Source organism: Glycomyces artemisiae (genome assembly GCF_003002955.1).
GTDB classification, from domain to species: Bacteria; Actinomycetota; Actinomycetes; order Mycobacteriales; family Micromonosporaceae; genus Glycomyces; species Glycomyces artemisiae.
The window spans coordinates 50,729-64,822 of sequence record NZ_PVTJ01000015.1; the positions used below are offsets into that span (position 1 = coordinate 50,729).

Annotated in this window: 11 protein-coding genes and 1 pseudogene; 8 read left to right on the forward strand and 4 right to left on the reverse strand. The window is 72.5% G+C overall.

The annotated features are described in order from the left end of the window. Positions 1 to 74 precede the first annotated feature (74 nt). Both B0I28_RS25820 and B0I28_RS25825 read right to left on the reverse strand, forming a co-directional pair. Entirely contained in the window at positions 75 to 872 is a 798-nt protein-coding gene (locus B0I28_RS25820) for a hypothetical protein (RefSeq protein WP_106366750.1), read from the reverse strand. A 13-nt stretch (positions 873 to 885) separates the two neighbouring features. Further along, positions 886 to 1,152, reverse strand: a complete 267-nt coding sequence (locus B0I28_RS25825) for a hypothetical protein (RefSeq protein WP_219926995.1) — start codon at positions 1,150 to 1,152, stop codon at positions 886 to 888. Between the two features lie 183 nt (positions 1,153 to 1,335). Here B0I28_RS25825 and phoH2 point away from each other — a divergent pair, with 183 nt between their 5' ends. From phoH2 to B0I28_RS28165, 3 genes are all read left to right on the forward strand, one after another. After that, positions 1,336 to 2,640, forward strand: a complete 1,305-nt coding sequence (phoH2, locus tag B0I28_RS25830) for an RNA 5'-3' helicase PhoH2 (protein WP_425433457.1) — start codon at positions 1,336 to 1,338, stop codon at positions 2,638 to 2,640. Positions 2,641 to 2,709: 69 nt separating this feature from the next. Next, positions 2,710 to 3,393, forward strand: coding sequence for an aggregation-promoting factor C-terminal-like domain-containing protein (locus tag B0I28_RS25835; RefSeq protein ID WP_106366752.1), 684 nt, complete (start codon positions 2,710 to 2,712; stop codon positions 3,391 to 3,393). An 80-nt stretch (positions 3,394 to 3,473) separates the two neighbouring features. Next, on the forward strand, positions 3,474 to 4,145 hold the full coding sequence (locus B0I28_RS28165) for an aggregation-promoting factor C-terminal-like domain-containing protein (RefSeq protein WP_245889112.1): 672 nt from the start codon (positions 3,474 to 3,476) through the stop codon (positions 4,143 to 4,145). Between the two features lie 84 nt (positions 4,146 to 4,229). Here B0I28_RS28165 and B0I28_RS28705 read toward each other — a convergent pair. Beyond that, positions 4,230 to 4,808: pseudogene (locus B0I28_RS28705) on the reverse strand (DUF998 domain-containing protein); the annotation flags it as partial. A gap of 156 nt (positions 4,809 to 4,964) precedes the next feature. On the opposite strand from B0I28_RS28705, the gene B0I28_RS25845 reads away from it, so the two are divergent. The 4 genes from B0I28_RS25845 to B0I28_RS25860 all read left to right on the forward strand — a co-directional run bounded on the left by B0I28_RS25845 (position 4,965) and on the right by B0I28_RS25860 (position 11,290). Further along, positions 4,965 to 6,749, forward strand: coding sequence for a thioredoxin domain-containing protein (locus tag B0I28_RS25845; protein WP_106366754.1), 1,785 nt, complete (start codon positions 4,965 to 4,967; stop codon positions 6,747 to 6,749). A 65-nt stretch (positions 6,750 to 6,814) separates the two neighbouring features. Beyond that, positions 6,815 to 8,497, forward strand: a complete 1,683-nt coding sequence (locus B0I28_RS25850) for an ABC transporter transmembrane domain-containing protein (protein ID WP_181245974.1) — start codon at positions 6,815 to 6,817, stop codon at positions 8,495 to 8,497. Continuing rightward, positions 8,494 to 10,242, forward strand: a complete 1,749-nt coding sequence (locus B0I28_RS25855; protein WP_106366756.1) for an ABC transporter ATP-binding protein — start codon at positions 8,494 to 8,496, stop codon at positions 10,240 to 10,242. Before B0I28_RS25850 ends, B0I28_RS25855 begins: the two co-directional genes overlap by 4 nt. Before the next feature lie 148 nt (positions 10,243 to 10,390). After that, complete coding sequence (locus tag B0I28_RS25860) at positions 10,391 to 11,290, forward strand: alpha/beta fold hydrolase (protein ID WP_106366757.1); 900 nt, start codon at positions 10,391 to 10,393, stop codon at positions 11,288 to 11,290. A 17-nt stretch (positions 11,291 to 11,307) separates the two neighbouring features. Here B0I28_RS25860 and B0I28_RS25865 read toward each other — a convergent pair whose 3' ends face one another. Beyond that, positions 11,308 to 13,395: a heavy metal translocating P-type ATPase gene (locus tag B0I28_RS25865; RefSeq protein WP_106366758.1), complete on the reverse strand. Its 2,088-nt coding sequence runs from the start codon at positions 13,393 to 13,395 to the stop codon at positions 11,308 to 11,310. A 237-nt stretch (positions 13,396 to 13,632) separates the two neighbouring features. Between B0I28_RS25865 and B0I28_RS25870 the strand changes: the two genes are divergently transcribed. Continuing rightward, complete coding sequence (locus tag B0I28_RS25870) at positions 13,633 to 14,073, forward strand: DUF4383 domain-containing protein (RefSeq protein ID WP_106366759.1); 441 nt, start codon at positions 13,633 to 13,635, stop codon at positions 14,071 to 14,073. Positions 14,074 to 14,094 lie beyond the last annotated feature (21 nt).

Below are 14,094 nucleotides of genomic sequence, written 5' to 3' on the forward strand. Positions count from 1 at the left end.
CCGGGCCTCGCCGCGGGCGCGGCCGAGCTCGTCGCCCATGGCCGCCACCAGTCGTCTGCGCCAGCTGCTCATGGTCAGGTCCTCCGGTCGGTCGTGCTGCGCTCATCGCTGGGGGCCTGCCTCGGCAGGCGGTGCATCGCCGCGACGAGCACCGGCCCGATCGCGGCGGTCCGCGCCGCGTCGTCGCCCGTGCCGACCCCGAGCGTGCACGCCGACGCGAGCGCCTCGGCCACATGCACCGGCTCGGCGTTCGGCACCAGCGCGCGGACCTTCGCGACGCACTTGTCGCGCAGGCCCGGAACGTCGCTCGCGTTCGGGTTGCGGCCCAAGTGCTCCGCGGCGAGGCTGCGCACCAGCGGCCACGCCAGGCCCGGGAGCTTCACGCCGGTCTCGGGGCCCGCGTCGCGCAGGCGCTTGCAGTACGCGTCGGCGTTCCCCTCCCCCGCGGCCTTGAGCAGGTCGTTGAACAGGCGCGTCGGCGGGACCTTCTCCGGGACGGCCTCGCCGTCGCGGTCGCACAGCTCGTTGACGCGGTCGGTCCACCACTGCCGCGGGTCCACAGGGGCCGGTGCCGCGGTCGGCCCGGGACGGGCCGGCCCGGCGGCCTGGGTGGGGACGGCGCCGCCCGCGCCGATCGCCGCGAGGTAGTCGTCGAGGGCCTCGGACGCCTCGCCGAGGCGCGTGCGGGCCGCGTCGAGGCGCTCGCGTGCGGCGCCCAGCTTGTGGAGGCCCACTTCGGCGTTCGACTCGCGCGACGCCTCGGTGAGCTCGGTCTGCGCGGCCTCGAAGCAGTGGTCGGCGGTGTCGAGCGCGGGCAGCGGGAGGTCGGCGGCGAGGGCTCTGAGGCTCCCGGCGAGGGCGGCGACGTCCACAGGGGTCTCCGTTCTAGAGGGTCGCGGCGTACGCCTCGGCCTGCTCGGCGGCGGCGAAGGTCGCGGCCAGGGACTGCTCCAGCTCCGCCGCGGCCTGCGCGAGCGCGGCCTGGGCGGTGGCGACGGAGTCGTGGCCCGACCCGGCGGTGACCGCGGTCAGGCCGCCCTGGGCCGCCTCGATGTTCTGGCTGGCGGCGGTGATGGCGGCCTGGCCGTCGCGGACCTGCTGGAGGGCGGCGGCGATGGCGGACTTGAGTTCGGCGACGCTCACGGTGGACACGACGCTTATTCTCGCGGAGATTCCGCCGACTTTCCGTGATGATGTCACAACCCGGCGTGTCTGGTTTGTCGGATTCCCGACTGTCCAGTGACAACCAGTGTTGCTTTCGATGCATTTTTGGGTGGCGCAGTGACGTACCTCCCAACTACAGTGTGAGTACCAACGGGGCCAGGTCCCCCACACATCGACACCCGGGAGGCGACCGTGCCAGTGCAACGCACTTACGTCCTCGACACTTCGGTTCTGCTGTCAGACCCAGGAGCGTTCTCACGGTTCGACGAACACCACGTGGTCATCCCGCTCGTCGTAGTCAGCGAGCTGGAAGCCAAACGCCACCATCCGGAGCTGGGCTGGTTCGCCCGGGAGTGCCTGCGGCGCCTCGACGAACTGCGCGTCAAGCACGGCCGGCTCGACGAGCCGATCGACATCGGGGACCACGGCGGTTCCATCCGGGTCGAGCTCAACCACGTCGACACCTCGGGTCTTCCCGCGGGGTTCGCCTTGGACACCAACGATTCCCGCATCATCGCCGTCACGCGGGCCCTCGGGCTCGAAGGCGCCGACGCGGTCCTGGTCACCAAGGACATGCCGCTGCGCGTGAAGGCCTCCGCGGTCGGGATCCCCACCGAGGAGTACCGGCACGGCCAGGCCGTCGACCCGACCTGGTCGGGCATGGCCGAGCTCGCGGTGTCGGACGAGGTCATCGACGCCCTGTTCGACGGCGCCGACGTGGACCTCCCGCACGACGTGGACCTGCCCTGCCACACCGGCCTGGTGCTCACCGGCGCCAGCTCGAAGGCGCTGGGCCGCGTCACCGTCGACAAGCAGATCCGCCTGGTGCGCGGCCGCGAGGCCTTCGGCGTCCACGGCCGCTCCGCGGAGCAGCGCGTCGCCATCGACCTGCTGCTGGACCCGGACATCGGGATCGTCTCGCTCGGCGGCAAGGCCGGCACGGGCAAGTCGGCGATGGCCCTGGCCGCGGGCCTGGAGCAGGTCCTGGAGCGCGAGGTCTTCAAGAAGGTCATCGTGTTCCGCCCGCTCTACGCCGTGGGCGGCCAGCAGCTCGGCTACCTGCCGGGGTCCGAGAACGAGAAGATGAGCCCGTGGGGCCAGGCGGTGTTCGACACGCTCGGGGCGGTCACGAACGACAACGTGATCTCCGAGGTCGTCGAGCGCGGTCTGCTCGAAGTGCTGCCGCTGACGCACATCCGCGGCCGCAGCCTCCACGACGCGTTCGTCATCGTCGACGAGGCGCAGTCGCTCGAACGCGGCGTGCTGCTGACGGTGCTCTCGCGCATCGGCCAGGGCTCCAAAGTGGTCCTCACCCACGACGTGGCGCAGCGCGACAACCTGCGGGTGGGCCGCTTCGACGGCGTCGCGAGCGTCATCGACGTGCTCAAGGGCCACCCACTGTTCGCGCATGTGACGCTTACGCGCAGTGAGCGTTCTGAGATCGCGGAGATGGTCACCAACCTGCTGGAAGGCTGACGGGAAAGCTCTGGCATGCTGTGTCCCGGGCGTCTGTGGACAGACGCCCGGGACACAGGAGTAGAGCGAATGATCCCACTGCTGACCCGCTACGGCGCCCGTCTGGCCGCCGTGCTCGTCCTCGCACTCGGGGCCGTCATAGCCGTCAACGCCGTGACCGACGACCCGTCCGAGCAGGACGCCCAGCACCCCAGCCAGGCCGCCGCCGAGCAGCAGGCCGAGGCCGAGGCCGCGTACGAGGAAGTCCGCTACCTGCACGTCAACTACATCGACGAGACCGCGGGCGCCGACGTCGCGGTGAAGGCCGACGCGCTCGCCGACTTCGCCGCCGACCGGGCCGAGAGCCTGAACAGCGCCCAGGAGGACGCCGACCAGGCCGAAGCGGAGGCCGAGGCCGAAGCCGAGGCGAACTCGAACCCGACGTCCGTCGACATCCCGTCGAGCTGCTCGGACTACTCCGGGAACAAGGCCACCGGCTGCGCGATGGCGCTGGACAACGGCCACGACCTGGAGCAGGTCGGCTGCCTCGTGGCCCTGTGGGACCGCGAGTCCGGCTGGAACGAGTACGCCGCCAACGGCATCGGCGCGTACGGCATCCCGCAGGCGCTGCCCGGCTCGAAGATGGAGAGCGCCGGCTCGGACTGGGAGACCAACCCCGTCACCCAGATCAAGTGGGGCCTCGGCTACATCGAAGGCCGCTACGGCGACCCGTGCGGCGCGTGGGCCCACTCCGAAGACGTCGGCTGGTACTAGCTGCACAGACGGGGCGGGCGCTCATGCGCCCGCCCCGTTCCGCACTCCCCCTTCCTTTCCTCCTCCCCCAGGAGCCCCTTGTGATCCCGAAGCTGACCCGCCACGCCGCTCGGATCGCCGCGGTCCTCGTGCTGGCCCTCGGGGCCGTCATCGCGGTCATGGCCGCGACCGACCGGCCCGCCGACGAGGACGCGAACCACCCGAGCAACGCCGCCGCCGAGAACCAGGCCGAGGCCGAGGCCGCGTTCGACGAGGCCCGCTCGCACCACATGAACTACATCGCCGCGACCGCCGGGGCCGACGTCACCGTCAAGGCCGCGGCGGTCGCGGAGTACGCGGTCGACAAGGCCGAAGGCCTGGACGACGCCCAGGAGGGCGCCGACCAGGCCGCGGAAGAGGCCGCCCGGAACACGAACCCGACGTCAGTCGAGGTCCCGTCGAGCTGCGGCGAGTACTCCGGGAACCGGGCCACCGGCTGCGCGATCACGCTCGAGCGCGGGTACGACCTGGAGCAGTTCGCGTGCCTGGAGCTCCTCTGGAGCAAGGAGTCCGGCTGGAACGAGCTCGCCGAGAACTCGATCGGCGCCTACGGCATCCCCCAGGCCTACCCCGGTTCCAAGATGGTCAGCGAGGGCGACGACTGGGCGACCAACCCCGTCACCCAGATCAAGTGGGGCCTGGGCTACGTCGAGGGGAAGTACGGGACCCCGTGCGACGCCTGGGCGTACTCCGAGGCCGAGGGCTTCTACTGACCCGGCGCAGGCCTTCAGGTAGCCGCCGATGACGACGAGCGCGACGATCCCCGAGGCGATCGTGAGCCGCTGGAGCAGGCCCGCCATCTCCAGCCAGTGCGGCCGCGGCATCGAGAACCACTCAAGGACGTACGGCAGCGACGTGAACGACAGGGCCGCCACCGAGAACCACGCGCACCCGACCACGAGGTTCGCGCGCTTGGCGCGCTCGGGCTCGGTGCGGCGCAGCCAGCGCCCGAAGGCGATGCCGAGGACGGCCATGATGCAGAAGGCGGCGAACGCCGAGTAGCGGTGCACCAGGTGGTGGGTGCTGAACTCGGTGACGCCGTCGCGGTCGGAGGGGACGACGGCGACGATGGCGATGGCGGCGGCCCACGCGAACAGGGACCAGGAGAGCCATTTCGGGGCGCCGGTGTGGCGTGCTTGAAGCGCGAATGCGGAGGCGCCGAGGGAGAACAGGCCGAGCGCGACGGGCAGGAGCCAGCCGAGCGGCGTGTACAGGTGGATGCTGATGACCTTGTAGAGCGGGTTGAGTCCCGAGGTGGCGTGGAGGACGACCATGGCGACCAGGCCGGCCGCGAGGGACGCGTTCCCGACGCCGATGAATCCACTGGGGACCGTCGCTGTCGCGGTCCGGTTCGCTGCGGGGGCAAAAGAAACCATGTGTAATAGCCTCTTTGTTTTCGGGCCCGGAATCAGTGACGCGGACACCCGAATCGCTCCCCCCGCCAGCACCCGGCCGGTGGTAGCGCCTGCCCTACCCCGGGGCCTCCTCCCCGGACCCGTGCCGCGCGGGCGGCGGTGTGCGAGGCTTGCGGGATGAACGAGTTGGCCGGAGCGCTGTCCCCGTACCTTCGCCAGCACGCCGGGAACCCGGTGGCGTGGCGCCAGTGGGGGCCCGGGGCCCTCGCGGACGCGGCGGCGCGGGACGTGCCGCTGCTGATCTCGATCGGCTATTCGACGTGCCACTGGTGCCATGTGATGGCGCACGAGTCGTTCGAGGACCGGACGGTGGCGGCGGCGATCAACGACCGGTTCGTTCCCGTGAAGGTGGACCGGGAGGAGCGGCCGGACCTGGACGCGGTGTACATGCAGGCGACGATGGCGATCACGGGGCAGGGCGGGTGGCCGATGACGGTGTTCGCGTTCCCGGACGGGACGCCGTTCTTCGCGGGCACGTACTTCCCGAAGGCGCATTTCCTGCGGCTGCTCGACGCGGTGCACGACGCGTGGTCGTCGCAGCGGGAGGAGCTGCGGCACCAGGGCGCGGCGGTGGTGGAGGCCGCGGCGGCGGGCGGTCCGGCGTTCGCCGACGTGACGGTGGCGTGCCCGCTGGACGGGCCGTGCCCGCCGGCGCCGCCGGTGCGGTCGGCGATGCTCGACGGCGCGGCGGCGGCGGTGCTGGCGTCGGCTGACGGGGTGAACGGCGGGTTCGGGTCGGCGCCGAAGTTCCCGAGCGTGCCGACGCTGCGGTTCCTGCTCGACGCGTACGTGCGCACGGGCGACGCGCGGCTGCTGGATCACGTGAAGTTGACGGCGGAGCGGATGGCCCGCGGCGGGATCTACGACCAGCTGGAGGGCGGGTTCGCGCGTTACAGCGTGGACTCGTCGTGGACGGTGCCGCATTTCGAGAAGATGCTGTACGACAACGCGGAGCTGCTGTGGCTGTACGCGCGCCTCGGCGGGGAGGGCGAGCTGTTCGCGCGGGTCGCGGACGAGACGGCGGCGTTCCTGCTGGAGCGGTTCTCGACGCCGGAGGGGGCGTTCGCGGCGGCGTTCGACGCGGACACGGACGGGGTCGAGGGCCTGACGTACGTGTGGACGGCGGCGGAGCTGGAGGCGGTCCTCGGCCGCGACGACGCGGTGTTCGCCATGGGCGCGTTCGGGGTCGATGCGGCGGTGCCGAATTTCGAGCACGGCGCGAACGTGCTGGAGCTGCCGGAGGACCCGGCGGACGGGGCGCGGTTCGCGGCGGTGCGGCACCGGCTGCTGGCGGCGCGGCGGGAGCGGCCGCAGCCGGGGCGCGACGACAAGGTCGTGGCGGCGTGGAACGGGATGGCGATCGCGGCGCTCGCGGAGTACTCGGCGCGCACGGGGCACCGGGATTCACTGGTGGCGGCCGAGCGGGCGGCGGCGTTCCTCGCGGAGCGGCACATCGGCGCGGACGGGCGCCTGGCGCGGGCGTCGCTGTCCGGGGAAGTGTCGGCGGCGCCGGGCATCCTGGAGGACTACGCGGCCGTGGCGCTGGGGTTCCTGCGTCTGGGGGGTGAGTGGACGGCGCGGGCGACGGCGCTGCTGGAGCAGGTGCGCGCGCACTTCGGCGACGGCCTCGGCGGGTTCTTCGACACCGCGTCCGACGCGGAGGCGCTGGTGACGCGGCCCGCGGACGTGCACGACGGGCCGACGGCCTCGGGCTGGGCGCTCGCGGCGTCCGCGCTGCTGGAGGCGTACGCGGCCACGGGCGACGAGTCGTACAAGGACGACGCGTGGCGGGCGGTCGCGCGGGCCGAGCCGGTGATGTCGGGCAACCCCCGGTTCACCGCGGGCCTGCACGCGGCCGCGGAGGCCCTGGTGAGGGTGCAGGGCGCTGCCGGCGAGTCCTGAATCACCGGGCGGCCCGGGGAAATCGGCTTGCCGCCCGGCAAGCGCGGCGCTTACGTTTGAATGTTGTGAAGCCGAGCCCGCTGCGTCCGCCGCCGCCGTCCGACATCCCCGCCGACCCGTGGCGGTACCTGCTGTTCGTCGCCCGGTCCCACACTGGCCTGGTCGCGCTCGGCTTCATCGGCCTGAGCGTCTCGGGCACGGCGTGGGTGCTGCTGCCGTGGGCCATCGCGAAAGTCGTCGACGAGGTCATCGCGGCGCAGAGCGCCGAGCCGCTGCTGCGGTGGAGCATCGTGCTCGTCCTCGTCGCCATCGCCTCGTCGTGGGTGTTCATCGCCGGGTACCGGGCGCTCTTCCTGGCCGAGTCGCACGCGCGCGTGCGCACCGTGCGCAACCTCACCGACCACCTGAACCTCGCCGGAACGGGCGTGCGCGGCGCGGTCTCCCCCGGCGAGATGGTCAACCTGTCCACTGAGGACGCCCACAAGACGGGGTCGTTCATCTTCCAGCTCGGGTTCGGGTGGATGGGCGTCGTCATGCTCGGCGTCGGCACCGGCATGCTGTGGAACATCGCGCCCGCGCTCGGCGGCGTCATCCTCGGCGGCGTCCTGTTCATCGGGTTCGTCGTCGGCCCCGTCCTCAGCCGCCTCCAGCACCACCAGATCGCCTACCGCGCCTCGGTCGCCACCCTCACCGGGCAGGCCTCCGACGTCGTCGGCGGCCTGCGGGTCCTGCGCGGCGTCGGCGGCGAGGACCAGTTCTCGCGCCGCTACCGCACCGCCTCCGCGGACCTGCGCGACGCCGGGTACGGCGTCGCCCGCGCCGACTCGTGGGTGCAGGGCCTGCGCACCAGCCTCCCCCTCGCCCTCATGGCCGCCATCACCTGGGTCGCCGCCCGCCTCGCCATCGCCGGGGAGATCAGCGTCGGCGAGCTGTCGGCCGCGTTCGGCATGACCGCGCTCGTCGCCCAGCACTCCGGCGCGATGATCGGCATGGCGCAGGCCGTCATCGCCGCCCAGGTCGCCTCCCGCCGCCTCACCGCGTTCTTCGGCACCCGCAGCGACATCGCCGACACCGGCACCGGCCGCGGCGCCGAAGGGGCCCTCCGCGACCCCGAGTCCGCGCTCGAACTCGAACCCGGACGCCTCACCGTGATCGTCAGCGCCGAGGCCAAGCCCGCCGAGGCCGCCGTCGAGCGCCTCGCCCGCTACCGCGAGTCCGGCGCCGAATGGGGCGGCACCAGGCTCGACGCGCTCGCCCTCGACGAGGTCCGCGAACGCGTCCTCCTCCTGCGCGACGACTACCTGTTCGCCCAGTCCCTCGGCGAGACCCTCCGCGTCGACGAAGCCAAGGCCCTCGCCGCCATCGAGGCCGCCTGCGCCGCGGACGTCCACTCCAGCCTCGGCGGGAACCTCGACGGCGAGGTCACGAATGGCGGCCGGAACCTCTCCGGCGGCCAGCGCCAGCGCCTGCGCCTCGCCCGGGCCCTCGCCGCGGACGCCGAGGTCCTCCTGGCCGTGGAGCCCACGAGCGCCGTCGACGCGCACACCGAGAACCTCATCGCCTCCCGCATCGGCGCGGCCCGCAAGGGCCGCACCACGGCCGTGGTGACGGCGTCGCCGCTGTGGCTCGCCCGCGCCGACGCGGTCGCGTGGATGGTCGACGGGAAGGTGCGGGCCGCCGGTTCGCACGCGGAGCTGTCGAAGCACGCCGAGTACCGTTCCCTCACCTCCCGGCAGGAGTCCCGATGAGCGACCAGACCGCGGGCCGCCTGCCCGTCGCCGACCGCGCCGCCATGTTCCAGGCGATCAAGCGGCTCGTCCTGGACGACAAGGCCGCGTTCGCGGGCGTCGTCGCGCTCTATGCGGCCGCGGCCGGTGCCGGCGCGGCCCTGCCGGTGATGCTCGGGAAGGTCATCGACGGCATCGGCGGGGGCTGGACGGCCTCCCGCGTGGACCTCGTGTGCGGCGTGATCGTCGCGCTGGTCCTGGTGCAGCTCGTCCTCATGCGCACGGGCCGCAGGCTCGGGTACCGGCTCGGCGAGCGGGCCGCGGCGCGGCTGCGCGAGTCGTTCATCGACCGGGTCCTGCGCCTGCCGCTGGGGACGGTGGAGCGGGCCGGGACCGGCGACCTCGCGACCCGCACGTCGGGCGATGTGGGCGCGGTCGCGGAGCTGCTGCGCAAGACCGGCCCGGAGGTCGCGGTGTCGTCGATCGAGGCGGTCGTGCTCGTCGCGGCCGCGTTCGTCGTCTCGCCGCTGCTGGGCGTGCTGTTCCTGGTGGGCGTGCCGACGCTGATCCTCACGTCCCGCCGGTACCTGCGCCTGGCGAGCCCGGTGTTCCTGTCGGAGCGGGCCGCGATGAGCGAGATCGCCGAGACTCTCACCGCGTCCGCCGCGGGCGCGCAAACTGTTGCGGCGTACCGGATGCAGACCGAGCGCGGGGACGCCGGGTACGCGCGGGCGTCGACCCACATGGAGCGGCTGCGCGGGATCGTGCGCCTCCAGACCTGGTTCTTCCCGTCGGTGGACCTGACGTTCCTGCTCCCGGCCGTGTTCGTCACCGTCGTCGGGAGCCTGTGGTACCTCGAAGGGTGGGTCACCGTCGGGCAGGTCGTCGCGGTGGCGATGCTGACGCTGCGCCTCGACGGGCCGGTGTTCCGGACCACCATGGCGCTCAGCGAGTTCCAGATGGGCGGGGCGGCGATGGCCCGCGTCGAGGGCGTGCACCTCATGCCCGACGAGGTCCGCGACGCGGTGCCCGACGGCGCGGAGGTGCGCCTCGACGACGTCACGTTCGGGTACGGCGACGGGCCCGACGTGCTGCACCGGCTCTCCCTGCACCCCAAGAAGGGCGAGCGGCTCGTCGTGGTGGGTCCTTCGGGGGCCGGGAAGTCCACGATCGCGCGCCTGGTCGCCGGGATCGACAGGCCCCGTTCGGGTTCGGTGACCCTCGGCGGCGTGCCCGTCGCCGACGTGCCGCTGGAGACGGTGCGCCGCAAGGTCATCCTGGTGACCCAGGAGCACTACGTCTTCACCGCCACCCTGCGCGAGAACCTGAACCTCGCGGCCCCCGAGGCCGGCGACGCGGCGCTGCTCGACGCGCTCGCCACCGTCGACGCCCGCTGGGTCGCGGACCTCCCGGCGGGCCTGGACACGATGCTCGGCGAGGAGCACCACGGCCTGAACCTCGCCGAAGCGCAGCAGCTCGCGCTGGCGCGCGTCATCCTCGCCGACCCGGACGTGGTGATCCTCGACGAGGCGACCGCGGGGATCGACCCGGGCAGCGCGGGGAACGTGGAGGCGTCGCTGGCGGCGGCCCTGCACGGGCGCACGGTGATCGCGATCGCGCACCAGCTCCAGGCCGCCGAGTCCGCGGACCGGATCGCGGTCGTGCAGGAGGGGCGGATCGCCGAGGAGGGCACGCATGCGGAGCTGCTCGCGGCGGGCGGGGTGTACGCGGCGCTGTGGACGGCGTGGAAGGGCGTCGCTGCGTGAACCGTGGTGCAGCGGCGCCTGATTCCCCTGATCGAAGGACATACGCGTAGCCACGCCACAAAATACCAGTAATTCGCATTTGCGACACTAAGGTGGTCTCCCGTACCCGCGGCGCTGCGGCGCCGCGCACCTCGATCCGGGAGATCCCATGCCGCGCACCACTTTGCCCCCGCACGTCCGCAAGCACCGCTGGGCCGGGTACACGTACTGGTCGCGGATGGCGTGCGCGGAGGCGCCGGTCCTCGACCCGGTGGTGCTCATCGGCGGCGCGCTGCACCGCAAGGAGGACTGGGGCCGCGTCGAGCAGGGGATGCTCGCCGCCGCGGACGTGCTGTGCCCGGACCTGCCCGGCTGGGGCGAGGCCGACCTGCTGCCGCCGTACCTCGGCCCGGACGTCCCGGTCGAGGCCCTGGTCCGGCTCCTCGACGACCTGGGGATCGAGCGCGCCAACGTCTTCGCGGGCTCCTACGGGTCCTCGGTGGGGTACCGGATGGCGCAGACCCACCCGGACCGGATCGGCCGGATGGTCCTGGCCGGGACGATGGGCGGCATCCCCGCGGAGTCGCGGCCGATGATGCGCGCCGCCGTGGCCCTCGCCGAGTCCGGGCCGCGCGAGCGGTTCGGCCCGGCCGCGATCGAGGCGCTCATGAGCCCCGAGCCGGACATCGTCGGCAAGGCCGTGGTCCGCCGGATCATGTCGATGCGCTTCGGCTCCGCCGACGACGGGGACCTCGCGAAGTTCATCGCGAACACGCACCGGCTGCTCTCGCGCGAGCTCATCGACCCGTCCGTGCCGCCCGCCGCGCCGATCCTGTTCACCACCGGCGAGCACGACAACCTGACGCCGCCCGCGCTGTGCCGCGAGCTCGCGTTCACCTGCCCTGAAAGCTGGTACGTGGAGATCGCCCGCGCCGACCACCTCATCCACCTGGAGCGGCCCGCGCAGCTCGTGGACCTCATGACCCGGTTCTTCTCCGGCGAGGAGCTCGCGGAGCTGCCGTACGCCACCGTGGTCGAGGACCTGCGCCGGGTCCCGGTGCACGCCTAGCGCACCGGGACCCGCACTCACCGGGCGAGCTTGACGCGCCGCAGCAGCTGCGCGTTCAGCGCGACCACGATCGTCGAGGCCGACATGAGCACCGCGCCGACCGCGGGGCTCAGCGTGACCCCCACGCCCGCGAGCACGCCGGCCGCGAGCGGGATCGCCACGATGTTGTAGCCCGCCGCCCACGCGAGGTTCTCGATCATCTTGCGGTAGCTGGCCTTCGAGAGGCGCCGCACGCCGCCGACCCCGCGCGGGTCCGACGACGCCAGCACCACCCCGGCCGACTCGATCGCCACATCGGTCCCCGCCCCGATCGCGATCCCCACGTCGGCCCTCGCCAGCGCGGGCGCGTCGTTCACGCCGTCGCCGACCATCGCGACGCGCAGGCCCCGCTCCTGGAGCTGCGCCACGGCCTGGTCCTTGTCCGCGGGCAGCACTTCGGCGAACACCTCGTCGGCGTCGGTGAACCCGAGGTCGGCCGCGACGGCCTCGGCGACCGCACGAGCGTCCCCGGTGATCATCGCGATCTTCTGCACCCCTTGGGAACGCAGGTCGGCGATGGCCTGCTTCGCCTCGGGCCGCACCTCGTCTTCGAGGGCGATGGCGCCCAGGACTTCGGGGTCGCCGTCGTGGTGAGCACTGCCGAGGGCGATCAGGTAGAGGACGGTGGCGCCGCGGCCCGACCAAGCGTCGACGTCCCCGGAGAGCGCCTGGGGCGCTTCGATTTCCAGCTCGCGCAGGAGCGCGGGCCCGCCGACGGCGTACCGCTTCCCGTCGACGGTGGCTTCGACGCCCCGTCCTGTGCGGGAGCGGAAGTCGGAGGCGCGGGCGCCTTCGCCGTGCTCGTGGCCGTGGTGGGCGACGATGGCGCGGGCGAGCGGGTGCTCCGAGTCGGACTCGACGGCGGCGGCGAGGTGCAGGACCGAATCCTGGTCGGCGCCTTCGGTTCCCGCGACGCCGGCGACGGTGTGCTCCCCCTTGGTGAGCGTCCCGGTCTTGTCGAACAGGACGGCGTCGACGGTGCGCATGCGCTCGATCGCGAGGCGGTCCTTCACGAGGATGCCGGCCTTCGCGGAGACGGCCGTGGTGATCGCGATGACCAGCGGGATCGCCAGGCCGAGGGCGTGGGGGCAGGCGATGACGAGGACCGTGACGGTGCGGACGACCGCGGAGTCGAGGTCGCCCAGGAGCGACCAGACCGCGAACGTCGCTATGCCGGCGACCATGGCGATGTAGAAGAGGACGGCGGCGAACCGGTCGGCGAGGACCTGCCCGCGGCCGCGGGACTCCTGGGCCTGCGAGACGAGCCGCTGGATGCCCGCGAGCGCGGTGTCGTCGCCGACGGCGTCGATGCGCACCCGGATCGCCGAGTCGGTGGCGACGGTCCCGGCGACGACCCGCGCCCCCTGGCCTCTCGCCACGGGCCTGGACTCGCCGGTGATCATCGACTCGTCCATCTCGGCCTCGCCGTCCACGACCTCCCCGTCCGCGGGGACGCGGGCGCCGGACCGCACGAGCACGACGTCGCCAACTGCAAGCTCCGAGGCGGCCACGGTCTCGACGGACCCGTCCTCCTTGACCCGTTCGGCCTCATCGGGAAGCAGCGCCGCCAGCGCGGCGAGCGCCCCCTGCGCCTGCCCGATCGCCTTCATCTCCTGCCAGTGCCCCAGCAGCATGATCGTCACCAGCGCCCCGAGCTCCCACCAGAACTCCAGGTCGAAGAAGCCGAGACTGGTTGCGAGCGAAGCGATGTACGCGACCGAGATGGCGGTGGCGATGAGCAGCATCATCCCCGGCACCCGGTCCCGGACCTCCCGCACCCCGCCCACGAGGAACGGCCACCCGCCGTACACGAACACGGCCGTACCCAGCACGGGCCCGACCAGCTCCATCCCCGGGAACTCCAGCGTGTACCCGAACCAGTCCATGATCATGTGGCTGGTCGCCACCAGCGGCACGGTCAACGCCAGGCTCAACCAGAACTTCCGCCGGAACGCCTCAGGGTCGTGCCCGGCGTGCTTGTCGTGCCCGCCGTGCCCGGCGTGCCCCTGATGCGCGTCATGGTGCTCGTGCCGGTCATGGTGCTCGTGGTCGGCGTGCGCCGCCATGTGATGCCCGTGCTGCTCATGCCCGTGCTCGTGATGGTCACTCACCGGAGGCTCCTCCCGTATCGACAGCCGATCAGCCGTGACTCTATACCCCCTGGGGGTATAAGTGCAACCCGGCTCCGGCTCCCGCGGAGAAGACCTCCGGGCCGGACCCATCCCCGACCGCCGCGGCTCCGAATACGGGTCATGGCAGCGGGTACCCGCCCGTCCCCCGCCCAACGGAAAAGGAGTCCGAAAATGACCGTTCAACAGACGCGCGGCCGCACGCCGGTGCAGGTCGTCACGATGGTCGTCGCAGTCGTATTCCTCCTGGTGGGGGTGCTCGGCTTCGTTCCGGGCATCACCACCGGCTTCGACACGATGACGTTCGCCGGGCACCACTCCGACGCCCTTCTGCTGGGCGTGTTCGAGGTGTCGGCGCTCCACAACATCGTGCACCTGCTCTTCGGCGTCGTGGGCCTCCTGATGGCCCGCACCGCCTCCGGCGCCGTCACCTATCTCGTCATCGGCGGCGCGATCTACTTCGTCCTGTGGATCTACGGCCTGCTCATCGACCTCGACTCCGCGGCGAACTTCGTCCCGCTCAACGACGCCGACAACTGGCTCCACCTGATCCTCGCCGTCGGCATGATCGGCCTCGGCGCGATCTTCGCCCGCAGCGCCAGATCCGCCCGCTGACCGCGCCCGAGTCCCGGGGAG

What these genes read in the sequence shown, in the direction of transcription:
- B0I28_RS25835 (WP_106366752.1), top strand. Translation starts at nt 2,710, where the DNA reads ATGATCCCACTGCTGACCCGCTACGGCGCCCGTCTGGCCGCCGTGCTC.
- B0I28_RS25845 (WP_106366754.1), top strand. Translation starts at nt 4,965, where the DNA reads ATGAACGAGTTGGCCGGAGCGCTGTCCCCGTACCTTCGCCAGCACGCC.
- B0I28_RS25855 (WP_106366756.1), top strand. Translation starts at nt 8,494, where the DNA reads ATGAGCGACCAGACCGCGGGCCGCCTGCCCGTCGCCGACCGCGCCGCC.
- B0I28_RS25860 (WP_106366757.1), top strand. Translation starts at nt 10,391, where the DNA reads ATGCCGCGCACCACTTTGCCCCCGCACGTCCGCAAGCACCGCTGGGCC.
- B0I28_RS25865 (WP_106366758.1), bottom strand. Translation starts at nt 13,395, where the DNA reads ATGGCGGCGCACGCCGACCACGAGCACCATGACCGGCACGAGCACCAT.
- B0I28_RS25870 (WP_106366759.1), top strand. Translation starts at nt 13,633, where the DNA reads ATGACCGTTCAACAGACGCGCGGCCGCACGCCGGTGCAGGTCGTCACG.